The 22528-nt window shown below is 64.3% G+C and carries 26 protein-coding genes; 16 read left to right on the forward strand and 10 right to left on the reverse strand.

The annotated features are described in order from the left end of the window. Nucleotides 1–8 precede the first annotated feature (8 nt). Complete coding sequence (locus ACVWZT_RS15395) at nt 9–467, reverse strand: Lrp/AsnC family transcriptional regulator (RefSeq protein WP_296230629.1); 459 nt, start codon at nt 465–467, stop codon at nt 9–11. A 92-nt stretch (nt 468–559) separates the two neighbouring features. On the opposite strand from ACVWZT_RS15395, the gene ACVWZT_RS15400 reads away from it, so the two are divergent. Continuing rightward, a complete protein-coding gene (locus ACVWZT_RS15400) occupies nt 560–1741 on the forward strand; it encodes a trans-sulfuration enzyme family protein (RefSeq protein ID WP_296230635.1) in 1182 nt (393 codons plus the stop codon). 64 nt (nt 1742–1805) lie between these two features. Here the strand turns inward: ACVWZT_RS15400 and ACVWZT_RS15405 are convergent, their stop codons facing one another. Further along, nucleotides 1806–2042 (reverse strand): YdcH family protein, encoded by a 237-nt coding sequence (locus ACVWZT_RS15405; RefSeq protein ID WP_296230628.1) that lies wholly within the window; start codon nt 2040–2042, stop codon nt 1806–1808. Nucleotides 2043–2157: 115 nt separating this feature from the next. On the opposite strand from ACVWZT_RS15405, the gene ACVWZT_RS15410 reads away from it, so the two are divergent. The 5 genes from ACVWZT_RS15410 to ACVWZT_RS15430 all read left to right on the forward strand — a co-directional run bounded on the left by ACVWZT_RS15410 (nt 2158) and on the right by ACVWZT_RS15430 (nt 6817). Continuing rightward, on the forward strand, nt 2158–2523 hold the full coding sequence (locus tag ACVWZT_RS15410) for a 5-carboxymethyl-2-hydroxymuconate Delta-isomerase (RefSeq protein WP_296230626.1): 366 nt from the start codon (nt 2158–2160) through the stop codon (nt 2521–2523). Between the two features lie 160 nt (nt 2524–2683). After that, a complete protein-coding gene (locus ACVWZT_RS15415; RefSeq protein ID WP_457470124.1) occupies nt 2684–4321 on the forward strand; it encodes a phosphoethanolamine transferase in 1638 nt (545 codons plus the stop codon). A 137-nt stretch (nt 4322–4458) separates the two neighbouring features. Then, complete coding sequence (gene rnd, locus ACVWZT_RS15420; RefSeq protein ID WP_296230622.1) at nt 4459–5592, forward strand: ribonuclease D; 1134 nt, start codon at nt 4459–4461, stop codon at nt 5590–5592. Continuing rightward, nucleotides 5589–5882, forward strand: a complete 294-nt coding sequence (locus ACVWZT_RS15425) for a YcgL domain-containing protein (protein ID WP_170031445.1) — start codon at nt 5589–5591, stop codon at nt 5880–5882. Before rnd ends, ACVWZT_RS15425 begins: the two co-directional genes overlap by 4 nt. Before the next feature lie 2 nt (nt 5883–5884). After that, nucleotides 5885–6817 carry a D-2-hydroxyacid dehydrogenase gene (locus tag ACVWZT_RS15430; protein WP_296230620.1) on the forward strand — a complete coding sequence of 311 codons (933 nt, stop codon included), beginning with the start codon at nt 5885–5887 and terminating at the stop codon, nt 6815–6817. 176 nt (nt 6818–6993) lie between these two features. On the opposite strand, the gene ACVWZT_RS15435 is transcribed toward ACVWZT_RS15430, so the two are convergent. Further along, complete coding sequence (locus tag ACVWZT_RS15435) at nt 6994–7587, reverse strand: nitroreductase family protein (RefSeq protein ID WP_296230619.1); 594 nt, start codon at nt 7585–7587, stop codon at nt 6994–6996. Between the two features lie 144 nt (nt 7588–7731). Here ACVWZT_RS15435 and ACVWZT_RS15440 point away from each other — a divergent pair, with 144 nt between their 5' ends. Both ACVWZT_RS15440 and ACVWZT_RS15445 read left to right on the forward strand, forming a co-directional pair. Then, a complete protein-coding gene (locus tag ACVWZT_RS15440; RefSeq protein WP_296230618.1) occupies nt 7732–8181 on the forward strand; it encodes a YcgN family cysteine cluster protein in 450 nt (149 codons plus the stop codon). Nucleotides 8182–8220: 39 nt separating this feature from the next. Then, nucleotides 8221–9426: a hypothetical protein gene (locus ACVWZT_RS15445; protein ID WP_457470127.1), complete on the forward strand. Its 1206-nt coding sequence runs from the start codon at nt 8221–8223 to the stop codon at nt 9424–9426. A 126-nt stretch (nt 9427–9552) separates the two neighbouring features. On the opposite strand, the gene ACVWZT_RS15450 is transcribed toward ACVWZT_RS15445, so the two are convergent. The 3 genes from ACVWZT_RS15450 to ACVWZT_RS15460 all read right to left on the reverse strand — a co-directional run bounded on the left by ACVWZT_RS15450 (nt 9553) and on the right by ACVWZT_RS15460 (nt 10866). Continuing rightward, nucleotides 9553–9894 (reverse strand): YgaP family membrane protein, encoded by a 342-nt coding sequence (locus ACVWZT_RS15450; protein ID WP_296230617.1) that lies wholly within the window; start codon nt 9892–9894, stop codon nt 9553–9555. A 62-nt stretch (nt 9895–9956) separates the two neighbouring features. Beyond that, entirely contained in the window at nt 9957–10427 is a 471-nt protein-coding gene (locus tag ACVWZT_RS15455) for an RNA methyltransferase (RefSeq protein WP_225778824.1), read from the reverse strand. Nucleotides 10428–10497: 70 nt separating this feature from the next. After that, on the reverse strand, nt 10498–10866 hold the full coding sequence (locus ACVWZT_RS15460) for a YajD family HNH nuclease (RefSeq protein WP_457470130.1): 369 nt from the start codon (nt 10864–10866) through the stop codon (nt 10498–10500). Between the two features lie 132 nt (nt 10867–10998). Between ACVWZT_RS15460 and ACVWZT_RS15465 the strand changes: the two genes are divergently transcribed. Beyond that, a complete protein-coding gene (locus ACVWZT_RS15465; protein ID WP_457470132.1) occupies nt 10999–11277 on the forward strand; it encodes a hypothetical protein in 279 nt (92 codons plus the stop codon). 112 nt (nt 11278–11389) lie between these two features. Here the strand turns inward: ACVWZT_RS15465 and ACVWZT_RS15470 are convergent, their stop codons facing one another. Continuing rightward, nucleotides 11390–13432: a S9 family peptidase gene (locus ACVWZT_RS15470; protein ID WP_457470134.1), complete on the reverse strand. Its 2043-nt coding sequence runs from the start codon at nt 13430–13432 to the stop codon at nt 11390–11392. A gap of 92 nt (nt 13433–13524) precedes the next feature. Here ACVWZT_RS15470 and ACVWZT_RS15475 point away from each other — a divergent pair, with 92 nt between their 5' ends. The 3 genes from ACVWZT_RS15475 to ACVWZT_RS15485 are packed head-to-tail and all read left to right on the forward strand — an operon-like array spanning nt 13525 to nt 15338. Then, entirely contained in the window at nt 13525–14019 is a 495-nt protein-coding gene (locus ACVWZT_RS15475) for an MFS transporter (RefSeq protein ID WP_296230607.1), read from the forward strand. A gap of 14 nt (nt 14020–14033) precedes the next feature. Next, nucleotides 14034–14807, forward strand: coding sequence for a class II glutamine amidotransferase (locus tag ACVWZT_RS15480; protein WP_296230605.1), 774 nt, complete (start codon nt 14034–14036; stop codon nt 14805–14807). A gap of 9 nt (nt 14808–14816) precedes the next feature. Next, on the forward strand, nt 14817–15338 hold the full coding sequence (locus tag ACVWZT_RS15485) for a DUF2937 family protein (protein ID WP_289131064.1): 522 nt from the start codon (nt 14817–14819) through the stop codon (nt 15336–15338). A gap of 136 nt (nt 15339–15474) precedes the next feature. Here the strand turns inward: ACVWZT_RS15485 and ACVWZT_RS15490 are convergent, their stop codons facing one another. After that, entirely contained in the window at nt 15475–16386 is a 912-nt protein-coding gene (locus tag ACVWZT_RS15490; protein ID WP_457470137.1) for a LysR family transcriptional regulator, read from the reverse strand. A 128-nt stretch (nt 16387–16514) separates the two neighbouring features. Here ACVWZT_RS15490 and ACVWZT_RS15495 point away from each other — a divergent pair, with 128 nt between their 5' ends. Genes ACVWZT_RS15495 through ACVWZT_RS15510 form a run of 4 tightly spaced genes read left to right on the forward strand, consistent with a single transcriptional unit; the run spans nt 16515 to nt 20187 of the window. Continuing rightward, on the forward strand, nt 16515–17801 hold the full coding sequence (locus tag ACVWZT_RS15495; protein WP_457470139.1) for an MFS transporter: 1287 nt from the start codon (nt 16515–16517) through the stop codon (nt 17799–17801). 9 nt (nt 17802–17810) lie between these two features. Beyond that, complete coding sequence (locus ACVWZT_RS15500) at nt 17811–18590, forward strand: 5-oxoprolinase subunit PxpA (protein ID WP_296233290.1); 780 nt, start codon at nt 17811–17813, stop codon at nt 18588–18590. After that, complete coding sequence (gene pxpB / locus ACVWZT_RS15505; protein WP_457470141.1) at nt 18587–19273, forward strand: 5-oxoprolinase subunit PxpB; 687 nt, start codon at nt 18587–18589, stop codon at nt 19271–19273. The genes ACVWZT_RS15500 and pxpB overlap by 4 nt, the downstream gene beginning before the upstream one ends. Further along, nucleotides 19270–20187, forward strand: coding sequence for a 5-oxoprolinase subunit C family protein (locus tag ACVWZT_RS15510; protein ID WP_457470143.1), 918 nt, complete (start codon nt 19270–19272; stop codon nt 20185–20187). Before pxpB ends, ACVWZT_RS15510 begins: the two co-directional genes overlap by 4 nt. Nucleotides 20188–20482: 295 nt before the next feature. On the opposite strand, the gene ACVWZT_RS15515 is transcribed toward ACVWZT_RS15510, so the two are convergent. Continuing rightward, nucleotides 20483–21661 (reverse strand): vWA domain-containing protein, encoded by a 1179-nt coding sequence (locus tag ACVWZT_RS15515; RefSeq protein WP_186687825.1) that lies wholly within the window; start codon nt 21659–21661, stop codon nt 20483–20485. Between the two features lie 13 nt (nt 21662–21674). Beyond that, nucleotides 21675–22520, reverse strand: a complete 846-nt coding sequence (locus tag ACVWZT_RS15520) for an AAA family ATPase (protein ID WP_225778812.1) — start codon at nt 22518–22520, stop codon at nt 21675–21677. Nucleotides 22521–22528 lie beyond the last annotated feature (8 nt).

Consider the following 22528-nt stretch of genomic DNA (forward strand, 5'->3'; position numbering starts at 1 on the left):
CAGCCCGGTTAGCGAGAAACCGGGTAGGCCGTGGTGTACTTCATCTGCTCCATGGCAAAACTGGAGGTAATGTTGGAAAGCCCCTCGGTGCGAGTGATGAGCTTCTTGTAGAACCGGTCGTATGCAGCGATATCACCCACCACCACCCGCAGCATGTAGTCCCAGTCCCCCGACATGCGATAGCACTCCATCACCTCCTCGAAGCCGGTCACGGTCGCGGCAAACTGTTCCAGCCAGGCGCTGTCGTGGCGCTGGGTCTTGAGCTGGACGAACACGGTCAGCCCGAGCCCCAGCCGTTCAGGGTCGAGCAAGGCGACCCGGCCGACGATGTAGCCTTCTTCCTCCAGGCGCCTGACCCGCTTCCAGCAGGGGGTAGTGGACAGGTTGACGGCCTCGGCCAGGTCCTTGAGCGAGATTGCCGCGTCGCGCTGAAGCAGGGTGAGAATGTGCTGGTCGAAGCTGTCCATGTCGCGTGTGGGCCGTGCCGGAAAATATTTCACAGATTACCCCAAGGCCAGACGATTTGGGTTGTGCGATAGTGACGCCTTTCATTCTGCCGATGGGCCTGACCATGTCCGACAAGCCGCGTAATTTCGCCACCCGTACCATTCATGCCGGCGAGCAGTTCAGTGTTGCTGAGAACGCCATTTTCCCGGCGATCGTGACCGCCAGCTCGTTCACCAAACGCAGCCTGGATGACAAGCCGGAATACTCCTACAGCCGGGTTGGCAACCCCACCCGGCATGCCTACGAAACCTGTGTCGCCGCCCTGGAAGAGGGTGTTGGCGCGGTCGCCTGTGCCTCGGGCGTGAACGCCACTGCCACCGTGCTGGAGTTGTTGCCAAAAGATGCCCATGTGGTGGTGATGAACGGCGTCTACGGCGGCACCTTCCGTATTCTCGAAGACTACCGTAGCCGCAGCTCGGGCCTGACCACCACCTACGTCGACCTCAACGATCTTGAGGCGGTGGCCGCTGCCATCCGGCCGGAAACCCAGCTGATCTGGATCGAATCGCCGACCAACCCGTTGTTGCACCTGGTCGATATCAAGGCTGTGTGCGACCTGGCCAAGGCGCGGGGCATCCTCACCTGCATCGACAACACCTTCTGTTCCCCGTGGAACCAACGCCCCATCACCCTGGGCGTGGACCTGGTCATGCACTCGGCAAGCAAGTACATCGGCGGCCATTCCGACCTGACCGGTGGCGTGGTGGTAGCCGCCAATGATGCACTGCTGGCGCGCCTGCGCCGGATCAGCATGGCGATTGGCGGCGTGCAGGGGCCGTTCGACTGCTACCTGGCCCTGCGCGGGCTGAAGACCCTGGATGTGCGCATGGAGCGCCAGTGTGCCAACGCCCTGCAGGTGGCGCGCTTCCTCGAAAGCCACGCGCAGGTCGAACAGGTGTACTACCCGGGGCTGGAAAGCCACCCGCAGCACGAACTGTGCAAGCGGCAGATGCGCAGTGGCGGGGCAGTGGTGGCAATGAAGGTCAAGGGCGACCGTGCCGCACTCAACCGGCTGGTGGAGGCGCTGCAGATTTTCGTGCTGGCCGACTCGCTGGGCGGGGTGGAAAGCATGATCAACCATTCCTGGAGCATGTCGCACTGCTCGCTGAGCCCGGAGCAGAAAGGCGTGATGGGGATCAGCGAGAACCTGTTGCGGTTGTCGGTGGGCATCGAAGATTACCGCGACCTGGTCGAGGACCTGGATGGGGCACTGAAGGCTGCGGCTGCTATGTGAGGGCTGCTGGCCTCTTCGCGGGTAAACCCGCGAAGAGGCCGGTGAATTCAATGGGTTTGTTCAGTCAGGATTTGGGCGGGTGAATGATCCGTTCGATCTTGTCCTTGATCAGCAACCGCTCCCTGCGCAAGCGGTTGACGGCCTCGTCGTTGGTACCGTTGCCTTCGGCGGCAAGCACCTCTTTGTCCTTGGCGTTGTACTCCTTGTGCAGTGCGAGCAGCGTCTGGTCCTTGTCCATGAGCGCCTGGAATGCATCAGCGGTAACGTGCAGGTCAGCGAGCAGATCATGCGGAACTGGCATTTCTTCACCTCTGTCGGGGTTGGCGAATGGTCCTGACCTTTGAGGATAGCCGGCTTTGCGCAGGTAGGGGACTGGGGTAGGCTGTCGCATCTCCCCGCGACCCGGACCCTGCGCCATGCCTCACCTGAACCTGGAATACAGCGACAACCTGCGCGAACTCAACGTCGACATGCTGCTGCTGCGCCTGAATCACGCCCTGGTCGGCAGTGGCCAGTTCGCCGACGAGGCGGATATCAAGAGCCGTGCCGAATCCTTCAGGCACTTTCGGGTGGGCACCTCGCCGGGCGAGCGGGCCTTCGCCCATGTGCGCCTGGCGATTCTCAGCGGGCGTTCGCCCGAGGTGAAGGCGCTGCTCTCCAGCAGCCTGCTGGAAGTACTGCGTGAAGCCATCCCCGAGCGGCCCGGGCTGGATATCCAGCTGTGCGTGGAAGTACTGGATATCGATCGCGAACCCTACACCAAGCTGCGCCTGCCAGGCTGACGCGCGGTTTCATGAACTTCTTTTAATGGTGAAGGCGCCCGCTAACGGATTTGTTGGCGTCTTTTTCACAAAAAATTGATGGTGCGGTTTCTAGAGTTCGGCCAAGTTTCCGCGGTGCCACCAGGCCCCTCGGGGTCATTATTCCTGAATGCGAACGCTGATGCCGAACTTCAAATCCCTGCGGACCGAATGGGTCACGCTGCTGGCCAGCCTTTACCTGCTGATCGGCTTCAACTACTTCCTCTGGCATCATCTCGAACAGGTCGTTCCGCCCGGCTTGCCGGGGCTGTGGCTGGGTCTGGCGTTTGCCGTGATGATGCTGTTCGCGTTCAACCTGATCCTGACCGTGTTGGCGTTTCGCTTCATATTGAAGCCGGTATTGATCTTGTTGTTCCTGAGTGGCGCCGGTGTTGCCTACTTCATGAACCGGTACGGCGTACTTATCGATGCGGGCATGTTTCGCAATATTGCCGAAACCAATGTGGCGGAAGTGCGTGACTTGCTCTCGCTGAAATTTGCCTTGTATGTCCTCGGCCTGGGTGTGCTGCCGTCGATCCTGGTGTGGAAGGCGCCGATTGCCTACCGCGCCTGGCACCGCGAGCTGTTTGGCAAACTGGTAGTCGGCGGCGCCTGTGTGGTCGCCCTGGGTTCGGTGGCACTGGTCAACTATCAGGGTCTGTCGTCACTGTTTCGCAATCACCACGAACTGCGCCTGATGCTCACCCCCAGCAATATCGTCGGGGCGTCCTTCGGTTATGTCAGCGAGCGCGTCGGTGCCGCTGCGCAGCCCTTCCAGCATTACGGCGAAGATGCCAGGCGCGATGCCGCCTGGCAAAAACATGAGCGCAAGTCGCTGACCGTGCTGGTGGTGGGCGAAAGTGCGCGGGCAGACCATTTCGGCGTGCTGGGCTATGACCGCGACACTACGCCGAACCTTGCCCACGAGCAGGGCCTGCTGGCGTTCTCCGATGTGCACTCCTGCGGCACGGAAACCGCCGTCTCGGTGCCGTGCATGTTCTCCGGCATGCAGCGCAAGGACTACGATGCCCGCGTGGCGAAGAACCGCGAAGGGTTGCTGGACATCCTCCAGCGTGCCGGCCTGGCCGTGCAATGGCGCGACAACCAGTCGGGCTGCAAGGGCACCTGCGACCGTGTGCAGTTCATCGATGTCAGCAACCTCAAGGACCCGCAGCTGTGCGCGGACGGCGAGTGCCATGACCAGATCCTGCTGCAGGGCCTGGGCGAACTGATCGACAACCTCGACAGGGACACCGTGCTGGTGCTGCACCAGATGGGCAGCCATGGCCCGGAATACTTCAAGCGCTACCCGGCTGCCGACCAGCGCTTTGCCCCGGTGTGCCAGAGCAATGCCTTGGACCAGTGCAGCGAGCAGGAAATCGTCAACGGCTACGACAACACCCTGGCCTATACCGACAAGGTGCTGGCCGCGCTGATTGATACCCTGCGCAGCAAGCAGGACAAGGTCGACACGGCAATGATCTACCTGTCCGACCATGGCGAGTCACTGGGTGAATACAACCTGTTCCTGCACGGCACGCCCTACGCCATCGCCCCCGAGCAGCAGAAGCACGTGCCGCTGCTGACCTGGTTCTCCGACAGCTACAAGAACGACTTCGGCATTGATACCGACTGCCTGGCCAGGCTCAGCGACGCCCCGTTGTCGCAGGACAACCTGTTCCACTCGATGCTTGGCCTGTTGCAGGTGCACACTGAGGTCTACCAGCGGTCGCTCGACCTGTTCACCAGCTGCCGCCCATGGCTAGCGGCCAAACGCTGAAGCCAACGGCGCCAGGCCGCTCCTGCACATACCCTACGCACACAACAGCACCACTGATCGATATCAAGGATGGCCCGGGTTTCACCAGCAGTGCCCGCGCCGTATATACTGCGCGCCAATGTTAGTGGGAGAGCCTCGTGGCCATCGAAATACACTGGATCCGTGACGACCAGAGCCTGGCCGAACACTGCCGGAACTGGCACGAACTGCCCTTCGTCGCCGTCGACACCGAATTCATGCGGGTAGACACCTTTTACCCCAGGGCCGGGCTGATCCAGATCGGCGACGGCCAGCGTGCCTTCCTGATCGACCCGCTGTTGATCGGCAACTGGCAACCCTTGGCCGAGCTGCTCGAGGACAACGGCGTGGTCAAGGTGCTGCATGCCTGCAGCGAAGACCTCGAAGTCCTGCTGCGCCTGACCGGCAAGTTGCCCCAGCCGCTGTTCGACACGCAGTTGGCCGCCGGCTACCTGAACCTGGGCTTCTCGATGGGCTACTCGCGCCTGGTGCAGGACGTGCTGGGCATCGAGCTGCCCAAGGGCGAAACCCGCTCCGACTGGCTGCAGCGTCCACTCTCCGACACCCAGGTCAGCTATGCCGCCGAGGATGCCGTGCACCTGGCCGAGCTGTTCAGCCAGTTGCGTCCACGCCTGTCCGATGACAAGTACGCCTGGGTGCTGGAAGACGGCGCCGAGCTGGTCGCCCAGCTGCGCCGCGAAGTCGAACCGGAAAGCCTGTACCGCGACGTCAAGCTGGCCTGGAAGCTGGCCCCCCAGCAACTGGCGGTGCTGCGTGAACTGTGCGCCTGGCGTGAACGCGAAGCGCGCAACCGCGATGTGCCGCGCAACCGCATCCTCAAGGAGCACTCGCTATGGCCCATGGCCAAGAGCCAGCCGAACAACCTGTCGGCGCTGGCCAGGATCGACGAGATGCACCCGCGCACCATCCGCCAGGACGGTGAGTTCCTGGTCCAGCTGATCAAGCGTGCCGCCAGCCTGCCACCCGAGCAGTGGCCACCAGCCTTGCCCGAGCCGCTGCCGATCGAGGCCGCCGGCGTCCTCAAGCAGTTGCGTGCCATCGGCCAGGCCGAAGGTGAGCGGCTGGGCATCGCCCCCGAGCTGATGCTGCGCAAGAAAACCCTGGAGGCGCTGCTCAAGAGCGGCTATCCCAATGGCCCCTATCAACTGCCCGATTCGCTGCGCGGCTGGCGCCGTGAGCGTATGGGCCAGGCCCTGCTGGACAGCCTGGCAGGTGCCGGAGAAACCCGATGAAACGCATTTGCTCGATCTACAAGAGCCCACGCAAGAACGAAATGTACCTGTACGTGCTCAAGGCCGATGGCCTGCAGCGCGTGCCCGAAGGTCTGCTGCCGTTCTTCGGCACCCCCATGCACGCCTTCGACCTGGTGTTGACCCCAGAGCGCAAACTGGCCCGCGAAGACATCGCCAAGGTGCTGGAAAACCTCGACAACCAGGGCTACCACCTGCAAATGCCGCCCCCCGAAGACGACTACATCGAGCACCTGCCCGAAGAGTTGCTGCGCCGTAACGACCCGGCCTGATCATGCGTGTATTGATTGCAGAGCATGATCATGCTCGATACGCCGAAATCCTGCATGCCGCCGCGCCTGAACTGGAAGTGCTGACCAGCGGCGACTCCGCCGAACTGGCCTGCCAGGCACCACAGTGCCCGGTGTGGCTGGGCCAGCCGGACCTGCTGGCCAGCCTGTTGCGCCAGGGCCACAAGCCGGACTGGATGCAATCCACCTGGGCCGGCATCACTCCGTTGCTGGCCGAGGGCCTGCCGCGGGACTATCGCCTGACCCGTGCCGTGGGCATCTTTGGCCAGGTGATGGCTGAATACATGCTCACCTACATGCTTGGCCACGAGCGCGAGGTGCTGTCGCGCCTGGTCAGCCAGGTCGAACGGCGTTGGGACAACCGCCCGGGGCGGACCCTGGAAGGGCGCAAGGTGCTGATCGTCGGCACCGGCGACATTGGCCAGCGTGTGGCCGAGTTCCTGCAACCGTTTGGCGTGGTCCTGTACGGGGTCGCCAGCAGCGCACGCGAACAGGCGCCGTTCGTCGAAGTGGCCGCATTGGCCGACCTGGCACGCCTGGTTGGCCAGGTCGACTATGTGCTCAACCTGCTGCCGGACACCCCGGCCACCCACGATCTGTATGACGCTGCGCTGTTCAAGTGCTTCCAGCCCGGCGCGCTGTTCATCAATGCCGGGCGTGGGGCGGCGGTGGTCGACGCTGACTTGGTCGCGGCGTTGAAGGACGGCCACCTGGCAGGAGCGGTGATCGATGTCTGCCGCCAGGAGCCACTGCCCAGGCAGCACCCGTTCTGGACCGCCTGGGGCCTGTTGCTGACCGGGCACAGCTCGGCGCCCACTTCGCCGACGGCGATGGTGCGGTTGTTTGTCGAGAATCTGCGGGCGTATGCGGCGGGGCAGGGGTTACGCGGCGAAGTGGACTTCGCGCGGGGCTATTGATTTTGAAATGCCTGTGCCGGCCTCTTCGCGGGTAAACCCGCTCCCACAGGATGTCCACTGTCCTCAGGTCCTGCGGGAGGCTGGTATTGGCTGTACTGGCAAAGCCCCATGGGGCAGTGGAAATCCCTGTGGGAGCGGGTTCACCCGCGAACCGGCCAGTACAGCAAGTGCAAGCCTTACAGGCTGAAATCACCCTCGGCCGCCAGCTCGCTCAATGGCTTGCGCGGGCTTGGCACTTCGCGCGCCTGCAGGGCTTCGTCCAGGCTGGCCTTGTCGCCCAGCTTGCCGATCGCCACCATGGCATGCAGCACGTAGCCTTCCGGCACTTTCAGCTCCTGGCGTGCCAGCGCCTGGTCGAAACCGGCCATGCCGTGGGTGTGCCAGCCGCTGATGCTGGCTTGCAGGGCCAGGTGCCCCCAGGCCGAACCGGTGTCGAAGGTATGCCACAGCGCCGGCTTTTCTTCCGTGGTGCCCGGGGCGGCAAAGGTGGTCTTGGACATGACCAGCACCAATGCCGAGGCGTGCTGCGCCCAACTGCGGTTGAACGGTACCAGCAGGTTCAGGTAGCGCTCCCAGTTTGGCGTGTCGCGACGGGCATACAGGAACCGCCACGGCTGCGAGTTGTACGCCGACGGGGCCCAGCGTGCCGCTTCGAGGAAGCTCAGCAGGGTTTCTTCGCTGATTGGCTCGGCGGTAAAGGCGCGTGGCGACCAGCGGTTGATGAATTGTTCGTTGATGGCGTAATCGGCTATGCGAGGGTTGGCGCTCATGGCGGCTCCTGCAAACGGAGGGGAAACCCGCACGCTACTGCCTCGCGTCGCCCCTGACAAGCGGTCTGGCTTTGCCGATGGCCAGGCTCTAGACTGGCGCCGCCGCGCGCCGCGGCCCCAAGATGAATGCAGGATATCCGTGTCATGATCGCTGAAAACGCCCCGTTCTGGCGGCGCAAGACCCTGGAGCAACTCAGCCCGCAAGAGTGGGAGTCGCTGTGTGACGGCTGCGGTCTGTGCTGCCTGCAGAAGCTCGAGGACGAGGATGACAATAGCGTCTATTACACGCGCATCGCCTGCAAGCTGCTGGACCTGGACACCTGCCAGTGCAGCGACTACCCGAATCGCTTCGCCCAGGTGCCTGATTGCATCCAGCTCACCCCGGGCAAGGCCGACCAGTTCAAATGGCTGCCGAGCACCTGCGGCTACCGCCTGGTCAGCGAGGGCAAGGACCTGCCGGCCTGGCACCACCTGGTTTGTGGTGACCGCCAGCAGGTCCATGAACAGCGCATTTCCCAGGCGGGGCGTATGCTCAGCGAGCACGATGTGCACGAAGACGACTGGGAAGACCACCTGATTTTCCGCGCCAGCTGACCGGCGCTGCCCGCTGTACGGGATACAAGGAGTTTCTCCATGCGTTGCCAGCTGTTGTTGCTGTTGAGCCTTGTGGCCTGCTCGCCAGCCTGGGCGAAAAAGGTCGACCTGGACTACCACGTGCGTCTGCTGCCAGCCAGTGGCCAGGCGGAAGTCCGCCTTACGTTGGCCGATGGCAGTGCCGTGCGCAGCCTGGACTTCGACCTGGGCAAGGCCGGGACCTACAGCGGGTTCCAGGCTGACGGCAACTGGCAGACGCAGGGCCAGCGTGGCGTGTGGCAGCCGGCTGCCGGCAAGACCAGCCTCAGCTACCGAGTGCAGCTGGAGCAGAAGCGGGGCGAGGCCTATGCGTCGCGCATCAACCCGCAATGGGCGCTGTTTCTCGGTGACCAACTGGTGCCACCGGCGCACCTCGACCAGCAGGATGGCACCGAACTGGTGGCGCGCCTGGCGTTCGACCTGCCCGAGGGTTGGAACAGCGTCGAAACCGCCTGGCCACGCATCGGCAAGGACAAGTTCCGCATCGACAATGTATCGCGCCTGTTCGACCGCCCGACCGGCTGGATGCTCGCTGGCAACCTGGGCAGCCGCCGCGCGCGCCTGGGCGACACCGAGGTGACGGTGGCCGCGCCGGTGGGGCAGGGCATGCGGCGCATGGACAGCCTGACCTTGCTCACCTTCGTCTGGCCGCAATTGCAGGCACTGTTCCCGCGTAACCCGCCAAAACTGCTGCTGGTCGGCGCCCGTGACGGCATGTGGCGCGGGGCGACTGCCGCGCACGGGTCGTTGTACCTGCACAGTGGCCGGCCGATGGTGAGCGAGAACGGCAGCAGCCCTTTGCTGCGCGAAGTGGTACAGCTGTTTGCGCAGATCCATGGGCGTGACGGCAGCGACTGGCTGGTGGAAAGCCTGACCGACTACTACGCCAGCGAGCTGCTGCGCCGCTCGGGCGGGATAAGCGACGACCGCTACCAGGCCTGGCAGGCGCGTTTGAGCAAGCACGGCGCCAAGGTCACCCGGCTCAAGGGCAAGCATGCGAGCCCGGCGCAGGTGGCGCGCGGGGTGATGCTGTTGCAGGCGCTGGACACGGAAATTCGCATCCACACCCAGGCCAGGCGCTCGCTCGACGATGTGGTGCGGGGTCTGATGCGCCTGCCCGGTGTCAGCACCGAAGACTTCGTGCAGATCAGCGAGAACGTGCTGGGGCGGCAGTCAGAGGTGTTGCAGAGCAAGGTATTGCAGTAAAGCTGTTACCTGTGCCGGCCTCTTCGCGGGTAAACCGCTCCCACAGGTACGGCGAAGCGTCCAACGTCCTGGTGAACCTGTGGGAGCGGGTTTACCCGCGAAGAGGCCGGCACAGGCCAACGTGCCTCAACTGCCGGTCAAAGGGTCCTTCCCGGTCACCGTCACTCCGCGCGTCGCCGCCTCGGCACTGGCCTGCAAGGCCTGCAGTTCGGAAGCACTGCGTTCGATGTCCGAGCGCAAGCGGTGATATTCCTGCCGGTGCCGCTGCCACCAGGCCTTGGTCGCGCAGTGCCCGGTGAAGCCGCGAGCCAGCGCCAGGCCGCCGACTGCAACCTGCAGCAAGCCGACCAGGCCGCCGTGGCGCAGCCCCTTGCTGACCATCAGGGCGCCACCCGCCAGCGAACTGGCGCGTTCAAGCCCATGAACGTTGTTGTCCTTGGATGTTGCAGCCGAATGAATATCGAGCATGGCGAGGCCTCCGTGTGACGTGTAAGCAGCTGACCCGCCGGCCACCGCCATCGTTCAGTCGGTTATTTGAACCTGGGCCCCGAACGGGTATTGAGCCCCTTGGCCATGCGGTCATACAGCACCACATTCACCGTCGCCGCCAGGTTCATGCAACCTTCGGTCGGAATGTAGATGGTCTCTTCACACCAGCCCCGCACATCCTCGCTCAACGAGCCATCCTCCGGCCCGAAGATGTAGATGGCCCGGTCAGGGTGGGTGTACTCCGGCAACGGTCGGGCACCTTCCACCAGCTCCACCGCCACCGGCGTGCAGCCCAGTGGAATGATGCGTTGCAGATCGTCGATGCCGATCAGTGGGATGTCGTAGTGCACGCGCTTGGTATCGGTGACGAAGTCACGGGCGCGTTCGTAGCGTTTGCCGGTATAGAACACCGAGTTGACACCATAGCAACCCGCGGCGCGCATGACCGAGCCGACATTTTCCGCCGACTTGGGGTTGAACAGGCCGATGCAGCTGTATCGTTTGTTTGCCACGTACCGGGGCCCTTCGCAAAAAAGCGCGATTATACGGGCTACCCGGTAGCGGCGGGTGGCGAATCGATGGTCAGTCCTTCTTCAGCATGCCAGCCAGGCCGGCGAACGGGTTGTGGGTGGCCTTGGCGATGCTCGGGGTACTGGTGGAACCTTCGTTGAAGTACTGCTGGTCGGTGTAGCGCGAATGCTCGTTGTCGTGGCAATACAGGCACAACAGCTCCCAGTTGGAGCCGTCCTGCGGGTTGTTGTCGTGGTTGTGGTCGCGGTGGTGCACGGTCAGTTCGCTCAGGCGCTTGCCGGAGAATTCGCGGGCGCAGCGGCCGCACACGTGCGGGTACATTTTCAGGGCCTTGTCGCGGTAGCCCATTTCCTTGTCACGCTTGGCATCGGCCAGGATTCGGTCCAGACGCGCGGTGGCGGCGGAAGTGGTGGAGCTCATGGTGTTTCCCTTGATCTGATCAGGCGAATGACGGTTATGCCCCTGAGTCTAGCGCGCTTGCACGGCTGGCGGACAGGCGAAAACCGGAATATCGGCGTAGCCTGTAGGAAGGTTCCCGACAGGAGGTTGCTGATGTTTCGCGCGATCCTTGCCGTGCTGGTGCTGGCTGGCCTGCCCATGGCCCAAGCTGCCAGCACGCCACCCCGGTTGACCACACCAGTGCCCGGTGCACCGGGTACGCCAACGCCCACGCCGTACCCGCAGATCACCCCGAGTACACCGCCCAAGGCCTATGACAGCCAGCCGGGGGCACCATTATTGCCGCCCATGCCGGTGCCAGGGCCGCCGAAAGACCAGCCATTGCCGGGCTTACGCCAGGACCCGCCGAAGCCGCCGGTGCAGGATGATTGAATTCAGCCGGCCTACCCCGCTCCCACAGGGATCGCGCGGGATTCAGGGCATGCGCGGTCCCTGTAGGAGCGACCTTGTGTCGCGAAAGGGGCGCAAAGCGCCCCCAGCCCTCTCAAACGATACCTAGCTCGCCGAACACGAACGCGTACTCGAGGGCCACATCCTTCAGCCCCTGATACCGCCCGCTCATCCCGCCATGTCCGGCCCCCATCTCAGTCTTGAGCAGCAGCAAGTTGTCGTCGGTCTTGCGCGTACGCAGCCGTGCCACCCACTTGGCCGCCTCCCAATACTGCACGCGGCTGTCGTTGTAGCCGGCCACCACCAGCATCGCCGGATAGGCCTGTGCCTTCACGTTCTCATACGGTGCGTAGGCCTTGATCCGCTCATAAACCTCCGGCTCCTCAGGGTTGCCCCATTCGTCGTACTCGGTCACGGTCAACGGCAACTCAGGGTCGAGCATGGTGTTGAGCACGTCGACGAAAGGCACTTCGGCAACTGCACAACGGAACAGCTCGGGGCGCAAGTTGAGCACCGCACCCATCAGCAGGCCACCGGCACTGCCGCCGCTGATGGCCAGGCGATCGGCTGCAGTCACGCCCTCGGCGATCAGGTGCTCGGCACAGGCGATGAAGTCGCCGAAGGTATTGTGCTTGTGTTCCTGCTTGCCCGCGCGGTACCAGGCTTCGCCCAGTTCGCCACCGCCGCGCACATGGGCGATGGCGAAGGCCACACCGCGCTCCAGCAGGCTCAGGCGCGCATGCGAGAACCACGGGTCGAGGCTTTCGCCATAGGCGCCGTAGCCATACAGGTACAGTGGCACGGTCCGGCCCAGGTCCTGGCGCCGGCGTACCAGGCTGATCGGCACCCGGGTGCCATCCGCCGCCGTGGCCCACCGGCGCTCGCTGACATAGTCATCGGCATCGAACGGCCCGAGTACCGGGGTTTGCTTGAGCACCACCTGGGCGCCAGTGGCCAGTTCCAGCTGGCGCACCTGGGCCGGGCGGTTGAGGGCTTCGTAGCGCAGGCGCAGGCGCGGGCTGGCGAACTCCAGGCTGTCCTGCACGTACAGGCTGTAGGCCGCGTCGGGCAGCTTGACACGGTAGGCCGGCAAGCCCTGGGGACGTACCTCGATGATCGGCAGGCCGCCTTCGCGCAGGCTCAGGGTCAGCGCAGTGGCATTCAGGCTGAGGCCTTCGAGCATGATCGCGTCGCGGTGCGGCACCAGCACCTGCCACTGCGCGCGGCTTGGCACCGGTGTCACCGGCGCGTGGTACAGGGCGAAATTGATGCCGTCCTGGTTGGTGCGGATGAACCAGCGCCACTGGCCGTCGAGCTGGCCGTGGTCGGGGAAGTATTCGTGGCCTTCGACCCGCGGCGCCAGGCAGGTGAACGGCGCCTGCGGCGTTTCGGCATCCAGCACCCAGGCTTCGCTGGTGGTCTTGCTGTTGAGCAGCAGCACCAGCTGGCGCTCGGAGCTGGTGCGGTAGCAGTGCAGGAAGAAGCGCCCGTCGGGCTCCTCGAACACGGTCTGCGCGCCATCGCTGCCCAAGGTGTGGCGGCGCAGGCGCCAGGGCCGGTGGGTGTCGTCCAGTTCGGCAAAGAACAGCGTCTGGCTGTCGTTGGCCCAGGTCAGGCTACCGTCGCAGTCGTCGAAGGGCAGGGTGGTGACGTTGCCAGTGGCCAGGTCCTTGACGTACAGGGTGAAAATTTCGTCGCCGCTGGTGTCGAGGCTGTAGGCCAGCAGGCGGTGGTCGGGGCTGACGTTGAACGCGCCCAGTGACAGGAAGCCGCCATTGGCCAGGGCATTGGGGTCGAGCAGCAGTTGCTCCTGGCTTTCATCGACGGTGTTGACGTCGTCGGCCGGACGCGGGCAGCGGTAGTGACGCGGGTACTCGTCGCCGGCGGTGGTGCGGGTGTAGTAGAGGTAGGGGCCCCAAGGGGTCGGCAGCGACAGGTCGGTTTCCAGGATGCGGCCCTTTATTTCTTCGAACAATTGCTCGCGCAGCGCTGCCTGGTCGGCCAGGCAGGCTTCCTGGTAGGCGTTTTCGGCTTGCAGGTAAGCCAGCACCTCGGGGCTGTCGCGCTGTTGCAGCCAGGCATAGGGGTCGGTGGCGTTGTCGGCATGGGCGATGGGGGGCTGAGGCTTGTTCGGCATCGGGGAACTCTTGGCTGGGGACAGGGAGACGCTGTCTGCGCCCGGAAAAGTGTTTATCATAGGCATCTCTTTGCCTGGCTTGCACGAACACCATGACCGAGAACGACTACACCCTGGCCTGGGGCCTATACGCGGTTGCCGCCTTGGGCTGCCTACTGGTGGGCTTCAAACTCACCGGCTGGATGTGGCGCTGGCTGCGCGAACCGTTGCGGGTGGTGCTGGCGGTACTGCTGCTGACCCCGACCATCGTCGACCCGGCCAAGGACAGCTTCGCCCCGGCCATCGCCATCACTGCGCTGGATCTCGCCTTCAAGGTCGGCAACAACGCCTGGCGCGCGGTGTCGGACTTTGCCATGTATGGCATGTTCGCCTTCAGCCTCTACTTCCTCTTCGTGGCGTTGCGCTGGCCGCTGGAAAAGCGCGCCCGTGAGCGCCGCGCCCAGGCCGAAGCCGCAGCCCAGCGCCAGGTCGCCGAAGATGACGCGCTCGCTGCCCAGGCGCCGTTCGCCGCCGAGCGCCGGGACCGTTACCTTGACGACCCACGCCCTGCCCTGCGTGGCGGTGGCCGGGTCGAGCCCCGTCTGTAAGCGGAGAAACGCCTATGTGCGAACTGCTGGGCATGAGTGCCAACGTTCCCACCGATATCGTTTTCAGCTTCACCGGCCTGATGCAGCGCGGTGGCCGCACCGGCCCGCACCGTGACGGCTGGGGCATCGGCTTCTACGAAGGGCGCGGCCTGCGCCTGTTCCAGGACCCGGCCGCCAGCAGCGAGTCGGAAGTGGCCAACCTGGTGCAGCGCTACCCGATCAAGAGCGAAGTGGTCATCGGCCACATTCGCCAGGCCAACGTCGGCAAGGTATGCCTGGCCAACACCCACCCCTTCGTGCGGGAAATGTGGGGCCGCAACTGGTGCTTCGCGCATAATGGCCAGCTGGGTGACTTCAAGGGCCAGGCCAGTTTTTACCGGCCCGTGGGCGACACCGACAGCGAAGCGGCCTTCTGCGACCTGCTCAACCGCATTCGCAGCAGCTTCCCCGAACCGGTTGCGGTTGAACAGCTGCTGCCGGTGCTGGTCGAAGCCTGTGCCGGCTACCGGGCGCTTGGCGTGTTCAACTGCATGCTCAGCGACGGCGACTGGCTGTTCTGCTTCTGCTCGACCAAGCTGGTGCACATCACGCGGCGTGCCCCCTTTGGTGCAGCGCGGTTGAAGGATGTCGACCTGATCGTCGATTTCCACACCGAAACCACCCCCAACGACGTGGTCACGGTCATCGCTACCGAGGCCCTGACCGAGAACGAGACCTGGCAGCGCTACGCGCCGGGACAATGGGCCCTGTGGCGGCACGGCGAATGCGTGGCGCACGGCCAGAGCTAAGGACGCTGCATGTTCAGAAGTTACCTGCGGTTGCTGCTGTTCACCTTCGGCCTGCTGGCCGGCATCCAGGTCCCGGGGCTGGTCAAGGATTACAGCCAGCGGGTCGAGGCGCACCTGTTCGAATCGCGCGAGGCGCTCGATGGTTTCCGGCAGACGGCCGAGCGCTTCTTCAACGGTGACTTGCAGGCGCTGTTGCGGCACTACCGCAGCAGCGACGACCCGGTATTCCTCAGTGACGCCAACAGCATCGAAAGCCTGATGATCCGTAACGAACGGCTGGAAAACGAATGGCAGGCACTGCAAGGACCATGGGTTGAACGTACCTGGCACGTGCTGGTGCAGGCCGACCCGCAACTGCGGGAAGAGACGCTTAACGGCTACAGCTACCAAATTCTGCTGGTGCCCGAGGCAATTGGCTGGGGCATTGGCGCAGGGTTTGTGCTGGCCTTTGTGGTCGAGAGCCTGTTGCTGGGGATTGGCTGGGTGATTCTTGGCGGGCGGCGTGGCGCGGTGAAGGAGAGCTGGCGCTGATTTTCGCAGAGCCTGTGCCGGCCTCTTCGCGGGGTAAACCCGCTCCCACAGGATTTGCACGGCATTCGAGGTTGATGCAGTACCTGTGGGAGCGGGTTTACCCCGCGAAGCGGCCGGCACAGCCAGCACAGTTGGGTCAGACCAACACTATCCGCTGCCCCCCCACATCCCGTGCATACCCCTCCAGCACCTGCCGGCACACCCCGACCACTTCGTCCACCAGCGCCACCCCGGTCTGCCAGGCCACTACCAGCTCCAGGCTGGGCGGCGGTTGCAGCCCTTGCAGCAGCACCAGCTCACCGCGGCTCAACTCGGCGTCCACCAGCGCCGGCGGCAACGCGCCAATGCCAAAGCCGTCGCGCAGCAATCGGGTAATCGCCGCCACCGAGTTCACGCAGTTCAACCGCGGCGTTTCGGCGCCCGCGGCTTTCAGCAGGCTCAGCACCTCCTGGTGCGGCCGAGAATTCTTCGAGAAGGTGATGATGCGCTCACGCGCCAGTTCGGCCAGCGAGGCGTAGTCGCGCTGCTGCAGCGAGCCTGCCGCCACGATCCAGCCCATCGGGTAGCGCGCCAGGTCGAGGCTGCGGATCGATTGCTCGCGCACCAGGTCGGTCTGCAGGATCACGTCGAGAAAGCCTTTGTGCAACTGCTCGCGCAGATTCAGTGCGGTGTCGGCCACCAGTTCGATCTCCACCTGCGGGTAGCGTTCGCTCAGCTCGGCCACCAGCGCGCTCATCCAGGTATGGATCACCGTGTCCATCACCCCGATGCGGATGCGCCCGACCTTGGCCCGGTCGCTGTCCAGTGACTGCTTCATGGCCTTGGCGGTTTCCAGCATACGTTCGGCATACTCCAGCACCTTGCTGCCCTCCGGGGTCAGGCTGACACCACGAGAGTCGCGCAGCAGCAGCTTCACGCCCAGGTCGGCCTCCAGTGCGGCGATGCGGCTGGACACCGAGGCCTGGGTGGTGAACAGCTTTTCCGCGGTCAGGCGGAAGCTCTTGAGCCGGGCAACCCAGACGAAGGTTTCGAGGAAGCGAAGGTTCATGATCAGTTTTTCTTGTTCCAGACCGGCGGTTTTTCTCGTTGGACGCAGCTGGCGTGGCATCTGAACAATGATGCCCAGGCCGCGACCCTGTGTCGCCCGTAAAACAATACCAACAAGCCGAGGCAACCATGAACCCCACCGGCGTGCAGCAGCAGGTCAGTCCACCCTCATCGACCGGGCCATTGGCCTGGTACCGTGATATCGATTCCCAGCAACGACGCACCTTCTGGAGCTGCAAGATCGGCTATGGCCTGGATGGCATGGACACGCAGATGCTCAGCTTCGTCATCCCCACGCTGATCATGCTGTGGGGCATCAGCACCACCGAAGCCGGGTTGATCCACACCAGCACCCTGATCGCCTCGGCCGCCGGTGGCTGGATTGCCGGCATCCTCTCCGACCGCATCGGCCGGGTGCGCACCCTGCAACTGACCGTGTTGTGGTTCGCCTTCTTCACCTTCCTCTGCGGCTTCGCCCAGAACTACCAGCAGCTGCTGATCGCCCGCACCCTGATGGGCTTTGGCTTCGGGGGCGAATGGACCGCCGGCGCGGTGCTGATCGGCGAGGTGATCCGTGCCCAGGACCGTGGCAAGGCAGTCGGCATGGTGCAGTCCGGCTGGGCGCTGGGCTGGGGCCTCACTGCCATTCTCTACGCGCTGCTGTTTTCCTGGCTACCGGCAGAGCAGGCCTGGCGTGCGTTGTTCCTGTTGGGCCTGGTGCCGGCGATCTTCGTGATCTTCGTGCGCCGCCTGGTCAGGGACCCCGAGGTGTATCGCGAGGCCAAGGCCGTCCAAGACGCCGAGGCGCCTTCGCGCTTCTACGAGATCTTCGCCCCGGGCATGCTCTGGACCACCGTGCGCGCGTCGCTGCTGACCACCGGTGCGCTGGGCGGCTACTACGCCATCACCTCGTGGCTGCCGACGTTCCTCAAGAGCGAACGCGGCCTGAGTGTGCTGGGCACCGGTGGTTACCTGGCCATGGTGATCGTGGGTTCCTACATCGGTTATGTGGTCAGCGCGTACTTGTCCGACCTGCTCGGGCGCAAGAAGAACTTCATCCTGTTCGCCGTGGGCTCGTTCGTCATCGTGCTGCTGTACACGCAAATGCCGGTCAGCGATGGCGTGATGCTGTGGCTGGGTTTGCCGTTGGGCTTCTTCGCCTCGGGCATCTTCAGCGGCATGGGCGCATTTCTCACCGAGTTGTTCCCCACGCGCATCCGCGGTTCAGGGCAGGGCTTCTGCTACAACATCGGCAAGGTCGTGGCGGCGCTGTTCCCGCTGCTGATCGGCGTGCTCGGCCAGAAGGTGCCGCTGGGCCTGGGTATCGGCGTGTTCTCCGCGGTGTCGTACGGCGTGGTTATCCTGGCGGCGCTGAGCCTGCCGGAAACCCGCGGCAAACAGCTGCAGGCGCGGTAAGGTAGGCATATGAACAACCACATGGGAGGCCGAGCGGTGAAACGCCTGCTACTCAACTGCGACATGGGCGAGAGTTTCGGCAGCTGGCGCATGGGCCTGGATGCCGAAGTCATGCCGTTTATCGATTGCGCCAACATCGCCTGCGGCTACCACGCCGGCGACCCTGGCATCATGCGCCGCACCGTGGCCCTGGCGCTGGAGCACGGGGTCACCATTGGCGCACACCCGGCCTACCCGGACCTGGTCGGCTTCGGTCGCCGTTCCATGGCCTGCAGCCCAGAGGAAATCCGCGACCTGCTGCACTACCAGATCGGTGCGCTGGACGGGATCTGCAAGGTGCAGGGTGGCCGCGTGGCTTATGTGAAACCCCATGGCGCGCTGTACAACGACATGATGGCCGACCCGCTCAAGTTGCGCAGCGTGCTGGAGGCCGTGGCGGCCTATGGCGACGACCTGCCGCTGATGCTGATGGCCACCGCCGACAACCACGCAGCCCAGGCGCTGGGCGATGAAATCGGCGTGCCGCTGTGGTTCGAGGCGTTCGCCGACCGCGCCTACACCGCCAGCGGCCACCTGGTGTCGCGGCGCTTGCCCGGCGCGGTGCACCACGACCCGGCATTGGTTGTGGCGCAGGCGGTGCGTCTTGCCCGTGGCGAAACGCTGGTGGCCGACGACGGCAGCGCGGTGCAACTTGAAGCCAGCACCCTCTGCGTGCACGGTGACAACGACAGCTCGGTAGCGGCGGTACGGCAGATTCGCCAGGCCCTTGAAGCGCTGGAGTCGCCATGAACCCGCGGATAGAAGTGGTAGCCGTCGACAGCCTGATGGTGCGCCTGTTCGAACGGATCGACGAGGCCAACATGCCCTGGCTGCTTGCTGCCAGCCAGCGCTTGCGCGCGGCGTTCGGCGAGCACCTGCTGGACCTGGTGCCGTCCTATACCACGCTGATGGTGCAGTTCGCCTTGCCACCGGCTGAAGCGAGGGCGCTGATCAACCAGGCGCTGCAGGGCCTGCAGCCTGATGCGGGCAGCGCCGGTCGGCGGCATGAAATCCCGGTGTGGTACGACGCCAGCGTAGGCCCGGAGCTGCCGGTATTGGCAGCCCGCAGCGACTTGAGTGAAGCCGAGGTGATCCGCTTGCACAGCGCCCGTGAGTACCCGGTGTTCGCCCTGGGGTTCGCCCCTGGCTTCGGCTTCATGGGGCTGGTTGACAAACGCTTGGCCAGCCCACGCCTGAGTACCCCGCGCAAGCGCGTGGCGGCCGGCAGTGTCGGCATTGCCGAGCGCCAGACCGCAGCCTACCCGGCGGTTTCCCCGGGTGGCTGGAACCTGATCGGGCGTACCCCGGTGCGCCTGTTCGACCGTGAGCGCGAGGGCTACAGCCTGTTGCAACCCGGCGACCGGGTGCGCTTCGTGCCGGTTTCGCGCAGCGAGTTCGTGGCGTTGGGCGGTGATGTGGAGGCGCAAGGATGAAGCAGTTGCAGATCGAGGCCAGCACGCCGCTGTGCCAGTTGCAGGATGGCGGACGCTTCGGCGTGCGCCACCTGGGCGTGACCCAGGGCGGGGCACTGGACTGGGTGGCGATGTATTGGGCCAACTGGCTACTGGGCAATCCCCTCGCTGCGCCTGTGGTGGAGGTGACGCTGGGTGGTTTCTGCGTGGTGGCCGAACAGGACTGCGTGCTGGCGCTGGCCGGCGCCGACCTGGATGCGCGTGTCGATGATCAGCCGCTGGCACCCTGGCGCAGCTTTGTGTTGAGCAAGGGGCAGCGCTTGACGCTGAAACAACCGAAGCAGGGCGTGCGGACCTACCTCGCTGCACCGGGCGGGTTCCTGGGCGAGGATGTGCTGGGCAGTTGTGCCACGGTTGTGCGCGAAGCACTGGGCGGTATCGATGGCTGCGGGGCTGCGCTTGGCAACGGCCAGTTGTTGACCTTCGCCGGCAGCGCAACGACGCTGCGCGAGGTACCGCCAGTGCTGCGGCCGCAATACCTGCAAAAGCCAGTGCTCGACCTGGTGATGGGCGCGCAGATTGGCGAGTTCAGCGGTACCAGCCTGTTCGAGGCGTTCAATCGCGAGTGGACGCTGGACAGCCGCGCCGACCGCATGGGCATTCGCCTGCTGGGGCCGCAGCTGGTCCATCAGGGGGCGCCGATGATTTCCGAGGGTATCCCGCTGGGCGCGGTGCAGGTGCCGCCGGACGGGCAGCCGATCGTGTTGCTCAATGATCGGCAGACCATTGGCGGTTATCCGCGGCTGGGGGCGTTGACGCCGCTGGCGCTGGCACAGCTGGCGCAGTGCATGCCGGGAGCAGCGGTGCGCTTCAGGGCGGTGGTGCAGGACGAGGCCTGGCGGGAGCAGCAGGCATACCTGGACCGTTGGCGATAAGGCTGCCGGCCCCTTCGCGGGGTAAACCCGCTCCCACAGGTACGGCGCAAGCCTTGAGGCCTGTGCCGGCCCCTTCGCGGGGTAAACCCGCTCCCACAGGTACGGCGAAAGCCTTGAGGCCTGTGCCGGCCTCTTCGCGGGGTAAACCCGCTCCCACAGGTACGGCGCAAGCCTTGAGACCTGTGCCGGCCTCTTCGCGGGTGAACCCGCTCCCACAGGTACGGCGCAAGCCTTGAGGCCTGTGCGGGACCTGTGGGAGCGGGTTTACCCCGCGAAAGGGCCGGCACTGGCAACATCACTTGGACAGGTAACGCATCCCTTCCTCCAACCCTTGCAAGGTCAGCGGGTACATCTTGTCTTCGATCAGGTCACGCACCAGATGGGTCGATGCGGTGTAGTCCCAGGCCTGCTTCGGGTAAGGGTTGATCCAGATGATCTTGCGGAATTTCTCCATGAAGCGCTGCATCCACACGTAGCCGGCTTCTTCGTTCCAGTGCTCGACGCTGCCACCCGGCTGGGTGATTTCGTAGGGCGCCATGGCCGCGTCGCCGACGAACACCACCTTGTAGTCATCGCCGTACTTGTGCAGCAGGTCGAAGGTGGAATACCGCTCCGACGTGCGGCGCAGGTTGTTCTTCCACACCGACTCGTACACGAAGTTGTGGAAGTAGTAGTACTCCAGGTGCTTGAACTCGGTCTTGCATGCCGAAAACAGCTCTTCGCAGACCTTGATGTGGGCATCCATCGAACCACCGATGTCGAACAGCAACAGCAGCTTGACCGTGTTGCGCCGCTCGGGGCGCATCTGGATGTTCAGCAGCCCGGCATCGCGTGCGGTGTGGTCGATGGTGCCGTCGATGTCCAGCTCCTCGGCGGCGCCTTCGCGGGCGAACTTGCGCAGCCGGCGCAACGCCAGCTTGATGTTGCGCGTACCCAGCTCGACCTGGTCGTCAAGGTTCTTGTACTCGCGCTGGTCCCACACCTTCACCGCCTTGCCCTGGCGCTTGCCGGCCTCGCCCACGCGGATGCCCTCGGGGTTGAAACCGCCCGAACCGAACGGGCTGGTACCGCCGGTGCCAATCCACTTGTTGCCGCCAGCATGGCGTTCCTTCTGTTCTTCGAGGCGCTTCTTGAATTCCTCGATCAGCTTGTCCAGACCACCGAGCGACTGGATCTGCGCGCGCTCTTCGTCGCTCAGCGAGCGCTCGAACTCCTTGCGCAGCCAGTCGTCGGGGATCAGCGCCTCGATGTGCCGGTCGAGGTTTTCCAGGCCCTTGAAATAGGCCGCGAACGCCCGGTCGAACTTGTCGAAATGGCGTTCGTCCTTTACCAGGATGGCGCGGGCGAGGTAGTAGAACGCGTCCATGTCGGCGAACACCACGTGCTTCTGCAGGGCCTGGTGCAGGTCGAGCAGTTCGCGCACCGACACCGGCACCTTGGCCGCGCGCATTTCATTGAACAGGTTGAGCAGCATGGCCCGGCTCCCGTCAGCGGTTGCCGCGCCGGCTCATGAAGGCCAGGCGTTCGAGCAGCTGTACGTCCTGCTCATTCTTCACCAGGGCCCCGGCCAGCGGCGGGATGGCCTTGGTCGGGTCGCGTTCGCGCAGTACCGCTTCGCCAATGTTGTCGGCCATCAGCAGCTTGAGCCAGTCGACCAGCTCGGAGGTGGACGGCTTTTTCTTCAGGCCTGGTACCTTGCGTACGTCGAAGAACACATCCAGCGCTTCGCTGACCAGGGCCTGGCTGATGTTGGGGTAGTGCACATCGACGATCTGCTGCAGGGTGGTGCGGTCGGGAAAGGCGATGTAATGGAAGAAGCAACGGCGCAGGAAGGCGTCTGGCAGTTCCTTCTCGTTGTTGGAGGTGATGATGATGATCGGGCGTTGCCTGGCCTTGATGGTCTCGTCGATTTCGTAGACGTAGAATTCCATCTTGTCGAGTTCCTGCAGCAGGTCATTGGGGAACTCGATGTCGGCCTTGTCGATTTCATCGATCAGCAGGATCACCCGCTCTTCGGCCTCGAAAGCTTCCCAGAGCTTGCCTTTTTTCAGGTAGTTGCGCACGTCGTGGACCTTGTCCACGCCCAGCTGCGAGTCGCGCAGGCGGCTGACCGCATCGTACTCGTACAAGCCCTGGTGGGCCTTGGTGGTGGACTTGATGTGCCAGGTGATCAGCCGTGCGCCGAACGAGGCGGCCAGCTGCTCGGCGAGCATGGTCTTGCCGGTGCCGGGTTCGCCCTTGACCAGCAAGGGGCGTTCGAGGGTGATGGCCGCGTTTACCGCCAGTTTCAGGTCGTCTGTGGCGACGTAGTCGCGGGTGCCTTCGAACTTCATGGGGCATG

This window comes from Pseudomonas sp. TE21394 (assembly GCF_054057835.1).

What these genes read in the sequence shown, in the direction of transcription:
- ACVWZT_RS15480 (WP_296230605.1), top strand. Translation starts at nt 14,034, where the DNA reads ATGTGCGAACTGCTGGGCATGAGTGCCAACGTTCCCACCGATATCGTT.
- ACVWZT_RS15515 (WP_186687825.1), bottom strand. Translation starts at nt 21,661, where the DNA reads ATGCTGCTCAACCTGTTCAATGAAATGCGCGCGGCCAAGGTGCCGGTG.
- ACVWZT_RS15415 (WP_457470124.1), top strand. Translation starts at nt 2,684, where the DNA reads ATGCCGAACTTCAAATCCCTGCGGACCGAATGGGTCACGCTGCTGGCC.
- ACVWZT_RS15495 (WP_457470139.1), top strand. Translation starts at nt 16,515, where the DNA reads ATGAACCCCACCGGCGTGCAGCAGCAGGTCAGTCCACCCTCATCGACC.
- ACVWZT_RS15450 (WP_296230617.1), bottom strand. Translation starts at nt 9,894, where the DNA reads ATGCTCGATATTCATTCGGCTGCAACATCCAAGGACAACAACGTTCAT.
- ACVWZT_RS15475 (WP_296230607.1), top strand. Translation starts at nt 13,525, where the DNA reads ATGACCGAGAACGACTACACCCTGGCCTGGGGCCTATACGCGGTTGCC.
- ACVWZT_RS15510 (WP_457470143.1), top strand. Translation starts at nt 19,270, where the DNA reads ATGAAGCAGTTGCAGATCGAGGCCAGCACGCCGCTGTGCCAGTTGCAG.
- ACVWZT_RS15425 (WP_170031445.1), top strand. Translation starts at nt 5,589, where the DNA reads ATGAAACGCATTTGCTCGATCTACAAGAGCCCACGCAAGAACGAAATG.
- ACVWZT_RS15490 (WP_457470137.1), bottom strand. Translation starts at nt 16,386, where the DNA reads ATGAACCTTCGCTTCCTCGAAACCTTCGTCTGGGTTGCCCGGCTCAAG.
- ACVWZT_RS15445 (WP_457470127.1), top strand. Translation starts at nt 8,221, where the DNA reads ATGCGTTGCCAGCTGTTGTTGCTGTTGAGCCTTGTGGCCTGCTCGCCA.
- ACVWZT_RS15395 (WP_296230629.1), bottom strand. Translation starts at nt 467, where the DNA reads ATGGACAGCTTCGACCAGCACATTCTCACCCTGCTTCAGCGCGACGCG.
- ACVWZT_RS15435 (WP_296230619.1), bottom strand. Translation starts at nt 7,587, where the DNA reads ATGAGCGCCAACCCTCGCATAGCCGATTACGCCATCAACGAACAATTC.
- ACVWZT_RS15430 (WP_296230620.1), top strand. Translation starts at nt 5,885, where the DNA reads ATGCGTGTATTGATTGCAGAGCATGATCATGCTCGATACGCCGAAATC.
- ACVWZT_RS15400 (WP_296230635.1), top strand. Translation starts at nt 560, where the DNA reads ATGGGCCTGACCATGTCCGACAAGCCGCGTAATTTCGCCACCCGTACC.
- pxpB (WP_457470141.1), top strand. Translation starts at nt 18,587, where the DNA reads ATGAACCCGCGGATAGAAGTGGTAGCCGTCGACAGCCTGATGGTGCGC.
- ACVWZT_RS15485 (WP_289131064.1), top strand. Translation starts at nt 14,817, where the DNA reads ATGTTCAGAAGTTACCTGCGGTTGCTGCTGTTCACCTTCGGCCTGCTG.
- ACVWZT_RS15520 (WP_225778812.1), bottom strand. Translation starts at nt 22,520, where the DNA reads ATGAAGTTCGAAGGCACCCGCGACTACGTCGCCACAGACGACCTGAAA.
- ACVWZT_RS15460 (WP_457470130.1), bottom strand. Translation starts at nt 10,866, where the DNA reads ATGAGCTCCACCACTTCCGCCGCCACCGCGCGTCTGGACCGAATCCTG.
- ACVWZT_RS15470 (WP_457470134.1), bottom strand. Translation starts at nt 13,432, where the DNA reads ATGCCGAACAAGCCTCAGCCCCCCATCGCCCATGCCGACAACGCCACC.
- ACVWZT_RS15410 (WP_296230626.1), top strand. Translation starts at nt 2,158, where the DNA reads ATGCCTCACCTGAACCTGGAATACAGCGACAACCTGCGCGAACTCAAC.
- ACVWZT_RS15405 (WP_296230628.1), bottom strand. Translation starts at nt 2,042, where the DNA reads ATGCCAGTTCCGCATGATCTGCTCGCTGACCTGCACGTTACCGCTGAT.
- ACVWZT_RS15440 (WP_296230618.1), top strand. Translation starts at nt 7,732, where the DNA reads ATGATCGCTGAAAACGCCCCGTTCTGGCGGCGCAAGACCCTGGAGCAA.
- ACVWZT_RS15500 (WP_296233290.1), top strand. Translation starts at nt 17,811, where the DNA reads ATGAACAACCACATGGGAGGCCGAGCGGTGAAACGCCTGCTACTCAAC.
- ACVWZT_RS15465 (WP_457470132.1), top strand. Translation starts at nt 10,999, where the DNA reads ATGTTTCGCGCGATCCTTGCCGTGCTGGTGCTGGCTGGCCTGCCCATG.